Source organism: Myxococcus virescens (genome assembly GCF_900101905.1).
Lineage (GTDB): Bacteria > Myxococcota > Myxococcia > Myxococcales > Myxococcaceae > Myxococcus > Myxococcus virescens.
Window position 1 is genome coordinate 583,156 of record NZ_FNAJ01000004.1, and the last position, 15,538, is coordinate 598,693.

A 15,538-nucleotide genomic window follows, 5' to 3' on the forward strand; every position below is an offset into this window, starting at 1 on the left:
CCCACGGGGCTATCGTGACCCATGCCCCGTTGAGTGCGTCCCCACTACATGCCGAGCGCGGCCATGAGCGCGCCGCCGCCCAGCAGGGACTGGCCACCGTCGCAGACCATGATGGAGCCGGTGATGTAGGACGAGCCTTCCGACGCCAGGAAGAGCGCGAGCTGGGCAATGTCCTGCTTCTTCCCGAAACGCTGGAGCGGCAGGGCCTGGGCGAGCTTGTCGCGGCCCTCGTCGCTGGGGGCGAGCCGGCGCATGCCTTCCGTGTCGTCGATGGGGCCGGGAGTAATCGCGTTGACGCGCACGCCGGAGCCACCCCATTCAATGGCCAGCACGCGGGTGAGCATGTCCACGCCGGCCTTGGCGGCACAGACGTGGGCCTGCATGGCCATGGGGAGATAGGCCTGGGGCGCGGAGATGTTGATGAGGGACGCGCCCGGCTTGCGCAGATGCTCGAAGGCGGCGCGGCTGATGTTGAAGGTGCCCAGCACGTCGATGTCCATGACGGCCTTGAAGCCGTTGGACGACATGCCCAGCGCGGGCGCGGGGAAGTTGCCGGCGGCACCACACACGACGACGTCCAGCTCACCGTAGGCCTCGCGCACCGTCTGGAGGGCCTTCTCCACCGCGGCATAGTCCCGGACGTCGGCGGCCACGCCCATGGCGGTGCCGTGCGCCTGAAGCCCCTTCACCGCGGCCTCGAGCTTCTCCACGTTGCGGCCGTTGATGGCCACCTTGGCGCCGGCCTTCACGAAGGCCTCGGCGATGCCGAGGTTGATGCCACTGCTGCCGCCAGAAATGAACGCCACCTTGCCCGCGAGCAGCCCGTCCCGGAACACGCCATCAGCCATTTGGACCCGTCTCCTGTGGAAGCAACCGGGCAGGGACTTGAACAAACCTGCCGCACTGCGTCCATGAGGTTCGCCGGACGGACAGCGGAACCCGGGGCCGTGTGTTAGAGGTCGCGCCATGACCCGCCGCCGCCCCGAAATCCTCGCCCCCGCTGGGGACCTCGACTCGATGAAGGCCGCGCTCGCCAGTGGCGCGGACGCCATCTATTTCGGATTGGACGAAGGGTTCAACGCACGCGCACGCGCGGAGAACTTCTCGCTCGCCACCCTGCCGGGGACGCTGGCGCTCGTGCACCGCGCCGGCGCCCGCGCCTATCTGACGCTGAACACCCTGGTCTTCGAGCCCGAGCTCCCGGTGGTGGAGAACATCCTGCGCCGCATCGCCGAAGCCGGCGTGGACGCGCTCATCGTCCAGGACCCCGCGATTGCGCTGGTGGCCCGCGCGGTGTGTCCGCAGATGGAGGTCCATGCCTCCACGCAGATGACCATTTCGAGCGCGGAGGGCGCGCGCTTCGCGAAGGGCCTGGGCGCCACGCGCGTGGTGGTGCCGCGCGAGCTGTCCGTGGCGGAGATTCGCCGGCTGGCGTCGGAGACGGACGTGGAGCTGGAGGTCTTCATCCACGGCGCGCTCTGCATGTCGTGGAGCGGTCAGTGCCTCACCAGCGAGGCGTGGGGGGGACGCTCCGCCAACCGCGGTCAGTGCGCGCAGTCGTGCCGGCTTCCGTACGACCTGGTGGTGGATGGCCAGACGCGGGAGCTGGGCGACGTGCAGTACCTGCTCAGCCCCAAGGACCTCGCGGGTGTGATGGCGGTGCCGCAGCTCGTGGAGATTGGCGTCCACTCGCTGAAGATTGAAGGTCGGCAGAAGGGGCCTCAGTACGTCGCCACGGCGGTGCAGGGCTACCGGCGCTGGGTGGATGGCGTGTCCGCGGGGACGCCGGACACGGGGGCGCTGCGGAAGGACCTGGCGGACATGACGCTGTCGTACAGCCGGGGCTTCTCACACGGCTTCTTCGCGGGCTCGGACCACCAGACGCTGGTGGAGGGGCGCTTCCCGAAGCACCGGGGCGCGTACCTGGGCCGCGTGGAGTCCGTGCACGGTCGTGACGTGCGCGTGGTGGACGACACGGAGGGCCGTCCCTGGACGGGCGGGCTGGGCCAGGACGACGAGAAGATGCGTCCGGATGCGCCCGTGGGCAAGGTGTCCTCTCCGCTGGAGACGGAGACACCGGTGGCGGCCGAGGTGTCACCCCGCCCCGGCATGGGCGTGGTATTCGACGACGGGCACCCCGAGGACAAGCACGAACCCGGCGGTCCGCTGTTCCGAGTGGAGCGCAAGGGCCGTGGATGGGTGCTGGGCTTCGGCAATCCCGGTCCGGACCTGGGCCGGGTGAAGCCGGGCCAGCGCGTCTGGATGACGAGCGACCCGGCCCTGGCGAAGCGCACGGAGGAGTTGCTGGGGCGCGGCGAGCCTGAAGGCCGCGTGCCTCTGGAGCTCACCGTGACAGGCGCCGCCGGTTCGCCGCTGACGGTGCTGGGCCGGGCGCGCGGTGGACACGTCTATTCGGTGTCCAGCGAGGTGGCGCTGGCCGAGGCGCGCGGTGGCGGCATCGACGAAGCGCTGCTGCGGGACAAGCTGGCGGCGCTGGGCGGAACGCCTTTCACGCTGACGGGGCTGGATACGTCCGGGCTCGCGGCGGGGCTCCATTTGCCGGTGTCGGAGATGAAGGCGCTGCGGCGCCGGCTGGTGGCGGAGCTGTCGGAAGCCGTGGCGCGCGGTCCGGTGCGGACCGTGAACGAAGGCTCCACGCTGGAGTCCCTGCGCGCGTCGCTGCGTGAGCGCGTGCAGCCGACGCCCCGCGCCGTGGAGGACGTGCGTTTGCTGCCGCTGTGCCGCACGGACGAGCAGCTCGAAGCGGTGATTGCCGCGGGGCTGCCCGAAGTCGAGCTGGATTGGATGGAGCTGGTGGGCCTCCAGCGCGCGGTGGAGCGTGCGCGCGCGGCGGGGCTGCGCGTGACGATTGCCACGGTGCGCGTGCAGAAGCCGGGCGAGGAAGGCTACGACGCGCGCATCGCGAAGCTGAAGCCGGACGCGGTGCTGGTGCGGCACTGGGGCGCGATGATGCACTTCCTGGAGCGTCCGCCCGCGCCCGGGGAGACGCGCCCCGCCCTGCACGCGGACTTCTCGCTCAACGTCACCAACTCCGTGACGGCGCTGCATCTGCTGGGGCTTGGGCTGGACACGCTGACGTTCGCGCATGACCTGGACGCGGTGCAGCTGGGGGCCATGCTGGAGCACCTGCCCGCGGAGCGCTTCACGGTGACGGTGCATCACCACATCTCCACGTTCCACACCGAGCACTGCGTGTATTCCCACACGCTGTCCCACGGGCGCGACTACCGGAGCTGTGGACGGCCATGCGAGAAGCACCGCGTGTCCCTGAGGGACCACAAGGGGCTGGAGCATCCGGTGGTGGTGGACGTGGGGTGCCGGAACACGGTGTTCAACGCGCAGGCGCAGAGCGCGGCGTCGCTCGTGCCGTCGCTGCTCACGCGGGGCATGCGGCGCTTCCGGGTGGAGTTCGTGCGCGAGTCCCGCGAGGAAGCTTCGCGCGTGCTCTCCGCGTACCAGGAGCTGCTGGCCGGTCGCATCTCCCCCGCGGAGGCCGTGCGCCGCGCGGCGGTGCACGAACAGTTCGGCGTGACGAAGGGCACGATGAAGGTGCTCAACCCCACCTTCACCGTACAGCGCTGACGCCGAAGCCCACCGCGTTCAGCGGGAGCCCGTGGGCACGGCGCGGCGTGAGAAGCGCAGGACGGCGCGGAACACGTCTTCCGTGTCGTCCGCGTCCATCCCCTGCTCCTCGGCCCACTGGCGCCGGGTCTCCAGCAGGCTCGCCTCGCGCTCCGCGTCTGGCAGCGGGAGTCCGTGCTCGGCCTTCAGGTGTGCTGCTTGCTGGATGAGCTGGGCGCGACGATTCAGGAGTTGAACCAGCTCCAGGTCCAACGCATCCACGCGCTCCCGCACGTCCGTCAGCCCGGGCGGCGCGGCGACAGGCTCCGGCGCGCCCGAGCGCCCTGATTCACAACCCAGGTGGAGCTGCGTGAGGGCATCCAGCAGCCGCACGCGTGCGTCCCGCGCGTAGGGGTTCTCCGACTGCACGACGCCGAAGAGGTGGGGCACCTCCAGCCGTGCGTACTCCTCCAGGCGGGCCACCGGCTGGAAGCTGGGCGGCGCGAAGGGCAGGTCCTTTCCGGCCTCCGCCTTGAGCAACCCGTGGGCCAGGAAGAAGGTGAGCACGTGCGTGCGCGCCATCAGCGCGTCGTGCGCATCCGGCGACAACTCCGTCACTTCACAGCCGATGCGCTCGAACAGTCCCCGGGCCTTGCGCACGGCCTCTGGGTGCAGCTCGTTCGGGCACACCACCGTGCGGCGAGGCAGGTCGCCCCTCGCCAGACTGGCTGGGCCGAACAGTGGATGCGTGCCCACCCAGGGGATGTCTCGCCCCAACACGGAGGCCAACACCTGCACAGGGCGCACCTTGACGCTTCCGACGTCGAGCACCGTCTGCGTGGGGGACAGGCGCGGGCGAAGCGCCTCCAGCACCGAGCGCATTCCAGACACGGGCATGGCGAGCACCACCAGCCCCGCGCCCTCCACAGCCTCCGCGAGCGTCGGTGCCTTCAGTGCGTCGGGCACGTCATCCTGACGCGGCTCGAACACCCGATGCGGGAGGCCCGCTTCCAGCAGGAGGCCAGACAAGGCACGGCCAAAGCGGCCGTACCCCAGCAGCGCGATGCTTTCCGTCATGTCGCCGGACTCCAAATTCCAGATGTTCCTGGAATTCTCGCATCGCCAGCGCAAGCGGAGGAAGCCCCTCGGCCGAGGGGCTCAGCGCCCCTGGAAGTGAGGGGGGCGGCGTTCCACGAATGCGGAAAAGGCTTCGGCCAGGTCATGGGACTGAAGGAACGCGGAGTTCCACACCGCCACATAACGCAGGCCATCCGCGATGGATTTGTCCGCGCAGTACTCCATGACCTGCTTGGCGCCCTGGACGACGAGCGGGGCATTCTCGGCGATTCGCTTCGCGGTCGCTCGGGCCTCCTCCAGCAGGGCCTCCGGCGTGGGGAACACCTCGTTCACCAGCCCCATGCGCAGGGCGCGGGCGGCATCCACGTCCCCCCCGGTGTAGGCCAGCTCGCGCGTGTGGCCCTCGCCGATGATGCGAGGCAGCCGCTGGAGCGCGCCCAGGTCGGCGACGATGCCCACCTTCACCTCGCGCAGGGAGAACTTCGCGTCTTGGGAGCAGTACCGGAAGTCACACGCGGCGATGAGGTCCATGCCTCCACCGATGCACCAGCCGTGCACGGCGGCGATGACGGGCTTGCGGCAGCGGGCCATGCCCTCGGTGGCCTGCTGCATGTCGCCAATCAGCGACAACAGTTTCAAGCGCTCCAGGGCCAGGTTGCTTTCGCCGGTGAGCAGCGGCCCCAGTGACTCCATCATCCCCATGAGGTCCAGGCCGAAGGTGAAGTGCTTGCCCTCGCCGCGAACCAGCACGACCCGGACGGAGTCATCCGCATCCAGCGCGCGGATGGCCTCGGGCATCTCCCGCCAGAAGTCGGGCCCCATGGCGTTGCCCTTGCCAGGGCCGGTGAGCACCAACTCGGCGACGCCTTCATTCCTCTCGATGCGCAGCGACTTGTAGGTCCCGTCCATTCAGCTCAGCCCTCCCGGACTTCGAGTTCCTCGAACGTCACGCCATCCAGTTCGAGGTCATTCACGGCTTCGACGAAGCGCTCACTGACGATGACGGTTGCCCAGCCCTGCCGGTGACGAAAGACGTCCCGGTCTCCCGGCAAAGAAGCTGCGTCGAGGACGACGGTGCGGGGCCAGGCCTGTTTGCTGGCGCCGCATGCCGGGCATGGTGGTTCGCGTTCTTTCGGGAGACAGGCTTGATGCAGCAGTCCATGCAACTCCAGTTGCAGTTGGAGCAGTTCGGGCGGAGCCTTTCCACGGAAACGCACCTCGACCAACGCCCCTTGAAGCCCTCGCACGCCCGCGGCGTTCAATCGCTCGAAAGCGGCCCGCTGAACAAACAGCGTGGGTGCGTCCTGCATGAAGAGCGGGCCGAAACGGCCAGCGCCCTTCCCTTCACACGGTCCGAACTGGGCCCCTGGCTCCAGCAATGCCCACGACGGAGCCAGGGGCGCAATCAACGCTTTCAATCGCGAGAACTCCTCACGAGAGACCGGCCAGGGGTCGGACAGCTTCTTCAACTCGTCGCGAGGAAGGCTGGACAGGTCCACGCACGGGTATGCGAGCCAGGGAGCCCCTCCGCCCGCGCGGCAAACGGGACAGGGATGCACGCCAGGAAGACACCACTTGTTCACCGCGTCCACAGAGCCCGTGTAGCCCGACGCCGTGTCTGGATGAACTCGGTAGAACTTCAAGGTTCCTCACGGAGCACGGATGGATGGCACTGCTTGATAGGGCGAGACCGGCGCATTGTATGGCACGACGGGCCCCGTCAGCTCGAAGCGGAAGATCAACTCCACCGCCTTGCGGTGCAGTTCCTCTGACGTCATCGAACGCCCCTGCTGGCTGTCCCGAAAATCCCGCCACGCCTGGTTCCACATACCACCCCGCCCCTTGCCGCTATGGAGTTGGCGGTGGATGTGCTCGGGAATGAGGATGGTGAACTTGTGGATGTCGACGCCGTGCGACCTGAACCACCTCGCAAGCTCTGGCTGTTGAGGAAACAGGTGGTGATGCACCAACTTGCCGGGACCTCTCGGCAGCGCGGGGAGAAAGCCCTCCCGGTAACGGAAGTGGAACGTCATCCGTGGCCGTGAACCGGAGCGAATCCCCAGATTCCGCCAGTGGCGAAACGAGGGAACTCCACGTGCCGGTGGGCGAAACGCTCCAGCCAGCACCGGCCTGAATGCGGCCTGCGCCTCTGCCTCCAGCGCGACGTCTTCGCAATCGAACAGCCCACACGTCCCGCTTTCGCAAGCGAGGACCACGCAGGCGCCCTCATCCGAGCGCTCGCACTCCAGCGAGGAAAGAGGTTCGCCTAGCGAAGCGAGCCCAGGTGCCGTCGACGCACAGCCCACCAACAGCAGGCTCACGAGCCCAGGCAGCAGCAGCCATCCACGACACTCAAGCTCCATGGGCCAGCCACAGTACTGGCGCTGGCCCATCAGCCGTCATGGAATCCGGCTTTTAGAAATCAGCCCCGGCTCAGCCGAACTCCACCACCCGCATGCCGAACAGGCGGTCCACCGCGAGCAGCAGGTCGTCATTCACCTGCACCTTGATGGACGTGTTGCCGATGAGCGCCTCGCCCTCGCCCTTGAAGAGCACGCTCACCGCCACGGGCGTGGCGCCGGCGTACTTCTTCGCCAACTCGTGCAGCTTCGCCACCCGCTCCTCCGTGAGCAGGTCCGCCGGCACGCGCAGCTCCAGCCGCTTGGTGCGCTTCTCACGCACCGCCTTGAGGCTCTGGATGTCGTCGACGATGAGCTCCGGCGTCGGCGTGTCCTCGTCACGCTGGCTGATCTGCACCGTGCCCGACACCAGGATGGGGTCGTCCGACTTGAGCAGGTGCTCCCAGTTCTCGAAGCCCGGCTTGGGGCCCTGCTTCGCCCACTTGCCGTCCCGGCCCATCACGTTGCGCGTGCCGTCCTTGCCCGGGAAGCACACCAGCTCGATGGAGCCGGACAAGTCCTCAATCGTCACCCACGCCATGCGCTTGCCCGTCTTCGTGGGCCGCTCGCGCAGCACCGTGACGATGCCCGCCACCGTGAGCTTGTCGTCCTTGCGCGCGCGCTGCACCGCCGTAATCGGCCGCGCGTAGCGCTTCAGCTCCTTGTCGTACTGGTGCAGCGGATGGCCGGACACGTAGAAGCCAATGGCCTCCTTCTCCAGCGACAGCCGCTCCTTCTCCGACCAGTCCTCCACCTCGACGTAGTCGTCCTTCAACCCGCCGCCACCACCGTCCGAGGACGGACCCGCCAGCATGCCGAACAGCGAGCTCTGGCCGGCCGCCTTGTCCTTCTGGCTGGCCGAGCCGCGGTTCATCGCCTTCTCGATGGTGTCGAAAATCTGCCGGCGTGAGCGCTTCTCGAAGTCGAAGGCCCCCGCCTTCACCAGCGCTTCCATCACCTTCCGGTTCACCTTGCGGCTGTCCACGCGCTCGCAGAAGTCGAACAGGCTCTTGAAGGGGCCGTCCTTGCGCGCCTCCAGGATGGACTCGATGGCGCCCTCGCCCACGCCCTTGATGGCGCCCAGGCCGAAGCGAATCTTCCCGCTCACCGCGCCGAATTCCATGTCGGACTGATTCACATCCGGCGGCAGCACCTCGAGGCCCGACTCGCGCGCCTCGCCGATGTGCTTCACCACCTTGTCCGTGTTGTCCTTCTCGCTGGAGAGAAGGGCCGCCATGAACTCGCAGGGGTAGTGCGCCTTCAGCCAGGCCGTGTGGATGGTGACCAGGCCGTAGGCCGCCGAGTGGCTCTTGTTGAAGCCGTACTCGGCGAACTTCTCCATCAGGTCGAAGATTTCACCGGCGACCTTGAGGTCGACGTTGTTCTTCGCGCAGCCCTCGAGGAAGCCGGCCCGCTCGGCCTGCATGACCTCGGCCTTCTTCTTGCCCATGGCGCGGCGAAGCAGGTCCGCGCGGCCCAGGGTGTAGCCACCCAGGACCTGCGAAATCTGCATCACCTGCTCCTGGTACACGATGACGCCGTAGGTGTCCTTGAGCACCGGCTCCAGCGCGGGGTGCGGGTACGACACCTTCTCCCGGCCGTGCTTGCGGTTGATGAAGACGTCCACCATGCCGGAGTCCAGCGGACCCGGGCGGTAGAGCGCGCCGGCGGCGATGACGTCTTCGAAGCAGTTCGGCTTGAGCTTCACGACCATTTCCGTGAAGCCGCTGGACTCCATCTGGAAGATGCCGGCCGTGTCGCCCTTGGCCATCAACTCCCAGGTCTTCTCGTCGTTGAGCGGAATCTCGTGCCGCGGGATGTCCTTGCCGTGGTTGCGCTTCACCAGGTCCAGCGCGTGCTGAATCACCGTGAGCGTCTTCAGACCGAGGAAGTCGAACTTCACCAGGCCGGCCGCTTCCACCTCGTCCTTGGCGAACTGGGTGATGAGCGTCTTTTCACCCGGCGGCTGGTAGACGGGCACGAACTCCCACAGCGGCTTGTCGGCAATCACCACGCCTGCGGCGTGCATGCCGGGCTGGCGGTGCAGGCCCTCCAGCGCGAGCGCGATTTCGAGCACGTCCCTGGTCGTGACGGGCTTGCCCTCCACCTCGCCGATGTTGGAGGGCGTCTCCATCATCTCCTTGAGGCGAGGCTCCATCTCGATGGCCTCCCTCAAGGTGATGTTGAGCACCTCGGGAACCAGCTTCGCGATGCGGTCGCCTTCGCTGAACGGCAGCGCGAACACGCGGCACACGTCGCGCAGCACGCTCTTCGCCTTGAGCGAGCCGAAGGTGATGATCTGCCCCACGTTCATCTCGCCGTACTTCCGGCCGACGTACTGGATGACCTCGTCCCGGCGGTCCTGGCAGAAGTCGATATCGAAGTCGGGCATCGACACGCGTTCCGGGTTCAGGAAGCGCTCGAACAGGAGGTTGTACGGGATGGGGTCCACGTCGGTGATGCGCAGCGCGTAGGCCACCAGGCTGCCGGCGCCGGAGCCACGGCCCGGGCCCACCGGGATGTTCATCTTCTTCGCCCAGTTGATGAAGTCCTGGACGATGAGGAAGTAGCCGCTGAACCCCATCTTCTGGATGACGCCAATCTCCAGCGCCAGCCGCGCCTGGTACTGCTCGCGGTCGATGGGGTACGTGACGGTGGCCGCCAGCTCCTTGAAGCGCTCGCGCAGGCCCTCGTACGCCAGCTCCGCCATGAAGCTGTCCGGCGTGTGGCTGTCGGGCACCTTGAAGGTGGGCAACATCGGCTTGCCCAGCTTGAGCTCCAGGTTGCACTGCTCGGCGATGCGCTGGGTGTTGTGGACCGCCTCGGGCGTGTCCTTGAAGAACTCCAGCATCTCCGTGGGGCTGGTGACGTAGAGCTTGTCCGTGGAGTGCTTCATGCGCTTGCCGTCCGCCAGCGTCTTGCCGCTGGCGATGCACATGAGCAGTTCGTGGGCACGCGCGTCCTCGCGCTTGATGTAGTGCGCGTCCGCGGTGGCGCACAGCGGGATGTCCAGGTCGCGCGAGAGCTGCTTGAGGTTCTCGTTCGCCTTGTCCTGCTCCGGCATCCCGTTGGACTGCACCTCCAGGAAGAAGTGCCCCGGGTCGAAGATGTCCTTGTACTCCTGCGCGGCGCGGCGGGCGTGGTCCATGTCGCCGCGGAAGCACGCGCTGGTGACTTCACCACCCAGGCACGCGGTGAGCGCGAACAGGCCCTTGCTGTGCTCGGCGAGCACCTTCTTGTCGATGCGCGGGTGGTAGTAGAACCCGTGCATGTATGCGGTGGAGGAGAGGTAGCGCAGGTTGGCGTAACCCTCCTCGTTCTTCGCCACCAGGATGAGGTGGTGGGAGACCTTCTCGGACCGGTCCTCACGCCCCTTGGGTCCGGCGACGTAGGCCTCCATGCCCAGAATCGGCTTGATGCCGGCGTCCTTCGCCTTCTTGTAGAAGTCGATGGCGCCAAACATGTTGCCGTGGTCCGTCACGGCAACGCTGCTCATCCCCTTCTCCTTCACCGTCTTGATGAGGTCCTTCATCCGGATCGCCCCATCGAGGAGCGAGTAGAGGGTGTGCAGGTGGAGGTGGGTAAAGGACATAAGCGCGTTCCGCTCCTGGAGGCCGGGGTGCCGCCGAACACTAGGGCCGTGCTCCCCTGCTCGCCAGTCCAGTGTTGCCCCTGGCGGAGAAGCGCGGGGGAAGCCGGAAAATCGGCCTCTTGCGGCGTTCCGCCATGAGCGGAAGCCCTGGACGGAACGCTAACGGCCCGCCCTCCCCACCGCCCGTCTCCGTGGAACTCACGATGCGTCCAACCCTCAGACGCCGGGACGTGGCCCCTGGGCCGGTGAGCGCACGGGCGGCTTCATACTTCTTCACGCCTCGTACAAGTCCCAGCAACGGCGGGCCGGCACATTGCCCATCGTCGCCGCGAGGGGTGGCGACTTCACGTGGAGCCGTCCGCGCTCCACCCAGGAGAAGGCCATGATGAAGAGGTTCGCCGTCGTCGGTTCCGCGATGCTCGCCGTCGCGCTGCTCAGCGGCTTCGCGCTGCGGGGAGGCCCCCGCTGGGGCAAGGACCCGGAGCGCGTGAAGCAACTCGTGACGTGGAAGCTCGACGACAAGCTGGACACGCTGGACGCCACGGAGTCCCAGCGCCAGTCCATCCACGCCGTGAAGGACCGACTCTTCTCCGACGGGGTGCAGCTGATGCAGGAGCACCGCGCGGTGCGCGAGGAGGCCTTCCAACAGCTCGCGTCGGACACGCCAGACCAGCAGAAGCTCCACGCCCTGGTGGACGCGCGCATCGAGGCCATGCGCGCCTTCGCTCACCAGGCGACAGACGCCGCCCTGGAGGTCCACGGCACGCTGACGCCGCAGCAGCGCCAGGCGCTGGCCGAACAGTTCCGCGAGCACGTAGGCCCGTAGTCCGCGCGCACGCCACCGTGGCGTCAGGACAGGTGGGGTGTGTGCTTGCGGGAAAGGGTGGGCGGGGCGGCGAAGCACGGCTAGTTTAGGTGCGTGAATTACACCGACTACGCAAAGCGGATCCGCGCCCACGCCCAGGTCGCGGACGTCTCCGAATACGGCCGCGTGACGGAGGGGGACCAGGACTACCCCCTCTTCCGGCTCGTCGTCCCGGGGGAGCGTTGGCTGGTCATCACCTCCGGCTTCCACGGGGAGGAACCCGCCGGTCCCCTCACCCTGGCCGAGCATTTCCCGGCGGTGGCGGCGTACGCGGTGGAGCGCGGCGTGGGGCTGCGCGTCTACCCCTGCATCAACCCGTCCGGCTTCGAGGCGGGGACCCGGTACAACCGCAGCGGCGAGAAGCCCAACAACGACTTCCTCCGCTACGAAGTCGCCCCCGGGGAGTGGGTGGGCGAATTGAACGTCGCGCGCCCCATCCTCCGCTGGGCGCTGTATGACGGAGGCCCCAAGGAGACGCGCGCGATACGCAGCGAGCTGGCGCGCTATGCCGCTCCGGCCGCCGCGCTCGACATCCACCAGGACGACTACCTGGGCGGGGCGTCGACGTATGCGTACACCTTCGGAGACAAGGCCGCCTACCGCCCGCTGGTGGAAGCCAGCGCGAAGCACGTCGCGGTGGTGCGCAGCCAGAAGGTGGACGACCACAGCTTCGCCGACGCGGACGGCCTCATCGAGTACCACGACGGCAGCGTCACCGACTGGTACGCGCGCCAGGGCGTGCCCTACACGGCCGCGCTGGAGACGACGACGCCGACGCCGCGTGACGTCTGTGACGCGGTGAATCTCATCTGGATTCGCGGCTTCATCGACCTGGTGGCGCGCGGCGGCTGAGGGCGGAGCACCGGACGAAGCGGCGGGCTACGGCGACCGCGCGTTGCCCACCCGGCGCGTCCACAGCGTGAGGAGGTTGCGGACCACCGCGCCCTCGGGGACTTCCGCGCCGTCCGGCACCTCCACCTGGAGGCCCCGCGCGGCCAGCGGGGGAAAGAGGCTGGCCTCTCCGGGGGGCGTCAGCGGCACGGAGGCATCCGCGGGGCGGAAGCCGAAGGCCAGCGCGCGCTGCTGCACCGGCCGGCTGTGCAGATAGCGCAGCCACTCCAGCGCGGCCTCACGCTGGCGGGGCAGCACCCAGTCCCCGTCCAGCACCGCCGCCGGATGGTCGCTCCAGGACGTGAGCGTCGGGTACAGGACCTTCAGCGCCCCCCAGTTCCCCGGCGGTTGGGAGAGCTGGGCGATGGCCAGGTTCTCGTACACCACGGCGATGTCGTAGCGGGACGGGCCGAAGCGGACCATGTCCGCCATCAGCGCGCCCGTGGACTGCTCGAAGCGGCCCGTGCCCCGCTCCAACTGGCTCAGCCACGTCTGGAACCGCGGCTCCAGCAGGTCGGCCACCGTCAATCCGCTCTGCTTGCCGTAGAACTCCAGCGACGCCAGCAGCAGCGCCTGGAGCCCGGAGTTGGAGCGCGTGGGGTCCGTGTGGCCCAGCTTCACGAAGCCCCACTCCGGCTGGCCGCCCACCGCCGGCCAGCCCTGGTCACTGGATACCGCGTCGTGGATGACCTTCCAGGACACCGCGCCCCCGCCGCTGGCGCGCAGGAGCACCTCCGCCCGGTCCTCCCACGCCACGAAGACGAGCGGCGTCTTCACCAACGGCCGCGGCGCCGCTTCGCCCTCCGAGGCGAACAGCGGCTCACGCGTGGCGTCCGTGGCCCAGTCCGACTCCAGCATCCGCAGCACCGCGCTGTCGGCGGGGCTCCACACGGTGGGCCGCTCACGGCCTTCGAGGATGGCCCGCGCGGCCTCCAGCGAGCCCTGGCCCACCAGGTTCACCCGGATGAGCGGATGCGCCTTCTGGAAGTCCGCCGCGGCCTCCTCCACCCACGCCTTCTTCTCCGTGCTGTAGAGGAACGTGATTTCCGTCCGCACCGCGCGGGTGGAGACGGGCGCCTGCGCCGCGGGACGCGCCTCTTCCGTTCGCTCCGCGGCGCGCCGCGACGACAGGTAGAGGGCCCCACCCAACGCAGTGAGCACCCCAATGATGATGAGGACCGCGGGCTTCATGGACCGGCTCGCACTTCTGGGAACGGGTGCTCTGCGCCTGAGCATCCTTGTAGGCAACCTCCGCGACGCCGTACAGGGGCGGCACGTCCGCCTCGAAACCCAGGCCTGGAATCCGAAATGTCCGCTTCTACACGTTTGTTTGAACACAAATGACATGCCAGAATGGGCGGATGACGCCCAACATTCGGCAGCTCGTGCTTGCGGGCCTGGGCACGGCGCTGAGCGCGTGCGCGACCAAGCCCGCTCCTCCGGTGGAGCATTATTCGCTCGGCATGTCCCGAGCGGAGTACCGGGACTACAAGAAGGCGAAAGCGGACCCCTGTGCGTCCTCGGAACCGCGGTGGCTGGCGGACGAGCTGACGACGGTGAATGGAACCATGGCCCGCTTCCTCCGGGAGACGGAGAACCTCTCCAAGCTGGACGCGCCGGACCACGCTCGCCAACTGGCGATGATGCGAGAGGCCACCGGCTCGCTTCCGCCCCTCATGGAGGTGCACCGCTACACGCTCAACCGGCTGAAGGAGTGCAGCTTCCGCAACACGGGGGCCTTCCCGGAGATTGCCCGTCGTGGCCAGGAGCTGCTGACGGAGGTGGATGCCCGGTTGGAAGAAGGGCCCAAGGTGCTGGCCGCCGTGGCACTGAAGGATGCCCGCCGGCAGTGGCGCGAGGAGATGCCCGAGCGGGAGGAGGCCGCCCGCCGCACCTGGTGCCCGCCCAACCCCCAGGTGGGGCAGACGGACCTGTTCTACGCGCGGCAGGAGGTGGACGGCCGCAAGCTCTGGCGCTTCTGCGACGGACACCTGGTGGAGCAGCGCGCCGAAGGTGAGCCCGTGCTCGTGCAGCCCGACAACCTGACGTGGCGCATGCGCCGGCGCATCAAGCCCCAGTCCTACCTGGATGCCGCGCGCGCCTATCCGACGGCGGAGATGGACCGTCAGCCCGACAGCGTCCCGTCCTCGGGCCAGGGCGCCGCCAAGAAGTCGTCCGCGCCCAGCGACGGCGGCCCGGGCTAGCCCACCGCCTCTCGCGGAGCGCGTGGGGCACTCCCACGCGCTCCTGAAAGCCAGCGACGCCGGCGCCTCACGCCTCCAGGCGGGCCAACCGGCTGGCCAGGTGCGCGTCCTTCGAGGCATCGATGGACTGGGCCCAGGTGGCCAGCGAGCCGCCGCTGGAGGACAGCTGCTCCTCCACGTGCGGCCGCAGGCGCGTCCACCGCTTGCTCCACCCCTCCTCGGAAGGCGCGCCCGCCTGACCGGGACGCTCCGCCAGCAGCATGCCCATGCGCAGCGCCAGCTCGGGCTGCCCCAGCGCCGACGCCTGCCGGGCCACGGTCGTCGCGGCGGGGACGGCGTCCGGCGCGGCGAGCCACACCTCGGCCGCGCGGGTGAAGGCGGCCACGTCCAGTTCGCCCAGCAACGCGAGCGCGTGCCGCAGCGGGAGCCGGCCGTCCTGCTTGGGAGCGACGACGCGCTCCATCAACGCGGTGAAGGTGCCCGCCAGCTCCGAGTGGGCCGCGGGGTCCACGCCGCCCAGGGCCCGCAGCGCGCGCTTCGCACGCCGGGCCCGCGACGTCACCTCCCAGCTCCGCCACCCCAGCCGGGCCCGGAGCGCGGCCAGCGCCTCGGCGGCGGCCTTCAGCGACTCGGGCGTGGGCGTGGCCGCGGGCACGCGGCGGGGGAGCTCCGCCTTCTTCGGCGCGGGCGGTGGCGCGGGCGCAGCCTCCGCGGCGCCGCCCTCCGTCACCTCGAGGTAGCCCTCGCGCAGCTTCTCAGCGACCTTCTTCTCGTATTCCTTCCGGGCGCCGGCTTCGTCCGCGAAAGCCTTCTCCCGCCGCTGACCGGCGGTGCCGATGCGGCCGAAGGTGACGATGAAGGTGTTGCCCTTGAGCTCCGGCTCCCAGAACTTGGAGCTGGAGCCTTCCACGAACTCGAACCTTCGCAT

The 15,538-nt window shown here is 68.7% G+C and carries 12 protein-coding genes; 4 read left to right on the top strand and 8 right to left on the bottom strand.

The features are described 5' to 3' along the window. Positions 1–44: 44 nt before the first annotated feature. Positions 45–848, bottom strand: coding sequence for an SDR family oxidoreductase (locus tag BLU09_RS15925; RefSeq protein WP_090490381.1), 804 nt, complete (start codon positions 846–848; stop codon positions 45–47). Between the two features lie 118 nt (positions 849–966). Between BLU09_RS15925 and BLU09_RS15930 the strand changes: the two genes are divergently transcribed. After that, positions 967–3,603, top strand: a complete 2,637-nt coding sequence (locus BLU09_RS15930; protein WP_090490382.1) for a U32 family peptidase — start codon at positions 967–969, stop codon at positions 3,601–3,603. A gap of 18 nt (positions 3,604–3,621) precedes the next feature. Here the strand turns inward: BLU09_RS15930 and BLU09_RS15935 are convergent, their stop codons facing one another. From BLU09_RS15935 to dnaE, 5 genes are all read right to left on the bottom strand, one after another. Continuing rightward, entirely contained in the window at positions 3,622–4,659 is a 1,038-nt protein-coding gene (locus BLU09_RS15935) for a prephenate dehydrogenase/arogenate dehydrogenase family protein (RefSeq protein ID WP_090490383.1), read from the bottom strand. Positions 4,660–4,740: 81 nt separating this feature from the next. After that, positions 4,741–5,568, bottom strand: coding sequence for a crotonase/enoyl-CoA hydratase family protein (locus BLU09_RS15940; RefSeq protein ID WP_090490384.1), 828 nt, complete (start codon positions 5,566–5,568; stop codon positions 4,741–4,743). Positions 5,569–5,573: 5 nt separating this feature from the next. Next, the gene (sitI6, locus tag BLU09_RS15945) at positions 5,574–6,302 is read right to left on the bottom strand and encodes a SitI6 family double-CXXCG motif immunity protein (RefSeq protein WP_090490385.1); all 729 of its coding nucleotides are present in this window, start codon (positions 6,300–6,302) and stop codon (positions 5,574–5,576) included. Between the two features lie 6 nt (positions 6,303–6,308). Then, complete coding sequence (sitA6, locus tag BLU09_RS15950; protein WP_244171769.1) at positions 6,309–7,022, bottom strand: SitA6 family polymorphic toxin lipoprotein; 714 nt, start codon at positions 7,020–7,022, stop codon at positions 6,309–6,311. Between the two features lie 70 nt (positions 7,023–7,092). Beyond that, complete coding sequence (gene dnaE, locus BLU09_RS15955; protein WP_090490387.1) at positions 7,093–10,650, bottom strand: DNA polymerase III subunit alpha; 3,558 nt, start codon at positions 10,648–10,650, stop codon at positions 7,093–7,095. Positions 10,651–11,032: 382 nt separating this feature from the next. On the opposite strand from dnaE, the gene BLU09_RS15960 reads away from it, so the two are divergent. Together BLU09_RS15960 and BLU09_RS15965 are read left to right on the top strand one after the other, a co-directional pair. Continuing rightward, positions 11,033–11,476, top strand: a complete 444-nt coding sequence (locus tag BLU09_RS15960; RefSeq protein ID WP_244171753.1) for a Spy/CpxP family protein refolding chaperone — start codon at positions 11,033–11,035, stop codon at positions 11,474–11,476. Positions 11,477–11,569: 93 nt separating this feature from the next. Further along, positions 11,570–12,367: a M14 family metallopeptidase gene (locus BLU09_RS15965; RefSeq protein WP_090490389.1), complete on the top strand. Its 798-nt coding sequence runs from the start codon at positions 11,570–11,572 to the stop codon at positions 12,365–12,367. A 27-nt stretch (positions 12,368–12,394) separates the two neighbouring features. Here BLU09_RS15965 and BLU09_RS15970 read toward each other — a convergent pair whose 3' ends face one another. Continuing rightward, a complete protein-coding gene (locus BLU09_RS15970; RefSeq protein WP_167371090.1) occupies positions 12,395–13,597 on the bottom strand; it encodes a substrate-binding domain-containing protein in 1,203 nt (400 codons plus the stop codon). Positions 13,598–13,767: 170 nt separating this feature from the next. Between BLU09_RS15970 and BLU09_RS15975 the strand changes: the two genes are divergently transcribed. Further along, positions 13,768–14,610 carry a hypothetical protein gene (locus BLU09_RS15975; RefSeq protein ID WP_244171754.1) on the top strand — a complete coding sequence of 281 codons (843 nt, stop codon included), beginning with the start codon at positions 13,768–13,770 and terminating at the stop codon, positions 14,608–14,610. 67 nt (positions 14,611–14,677) lie between these two features. On the opposite strand, the gene BLU09_RS15980 is transcribed toward BLU09_RS15975, so the two are convergent. Beyond that, entirely contained in the window at positions 14,678–15,538 is an 861-nt protein-coding gene (locus tag BLU09_RS15980) for a WGR domain-containing protein (RefSeq protein WP_090490392.1), read from the bottom strand.

Excerpts from the sequence above, each read along its gene's own strand:
- BLU09_RS15925 (WP_090490381.1), bottom strand. The coding sequence starts at position 848 with ATGGCTGATGGCGTGTTCCGGGACGGGCTGCTCGCGGGCAAGGTGGCG.
- BLU09_RS15930 (WP_090490382.1), top strand. The coding sequence starts at position 967 with ATGACCCGCCGCCGCCCCGAAATCCTCGCCCCCGCTGGGGACCTCGAC.
- BLU09_RS15935 (WP_090490383.1), bottom strand. The coding sequence starts at position 4,659 with ATGACGGAAAGCATCGCGCTGCTGGGGTACGGCCGCTTTGGCCGTGCC.
- BLU09_RS15940 (WP_090490384.1), bottom strand. The coding sequence starts at position 5,568 with ATGGACGGGACCTACAAGTCGCTGCGCATCGAGAGGAATGAAGGCGTC.
- sitA6 (WP_244171769.1), bottom strand. The coding sequence starts at position 7,022 with ATGGAGCTTGAGTGTCGTGGATGGCTGCTGCTGCCTGGGCTCGTGAGC.
- dnaE (WP_090490387.1), bottom strand. The coding sequence starts at position 10,650 with ATGTCCTTTACCCACCTCCACCTGCACACCCTCTACTCGCTCCTCGAT.
- BLU09_RS15960 (WP_244171753.1), top strand. The coding sequence starts at position 11,033 with ATGATGAAGAGGTTCGCCGTCGTCGGTTCCGCGATGCTCGCCGTCGCG.
- BLU09_RS15970 (WP_167371090.1), bottom strand. The coding sequence starts at position 13,597 with ATGAAGCCCGCGGTCCTCATCATCATTGGGGTGCTCACTGCGTTGGGT.
- BLU09_RS15975 (WP_244171754.1), top strand. The coding sequence starts at position 13,768 with ATGACGCCCAACATTCGGCAGCTCGTGCTTGCGGGCCTGGGCACGGCG.
- BLU09_RS15980 (WP_090490392.1), bottom strand. The coding sequence starts at position 15,538 with ATGCGAAGGTTCGAGTTCGTGGAAGGCTCCAGCTCCAAGTTCTGGGAG.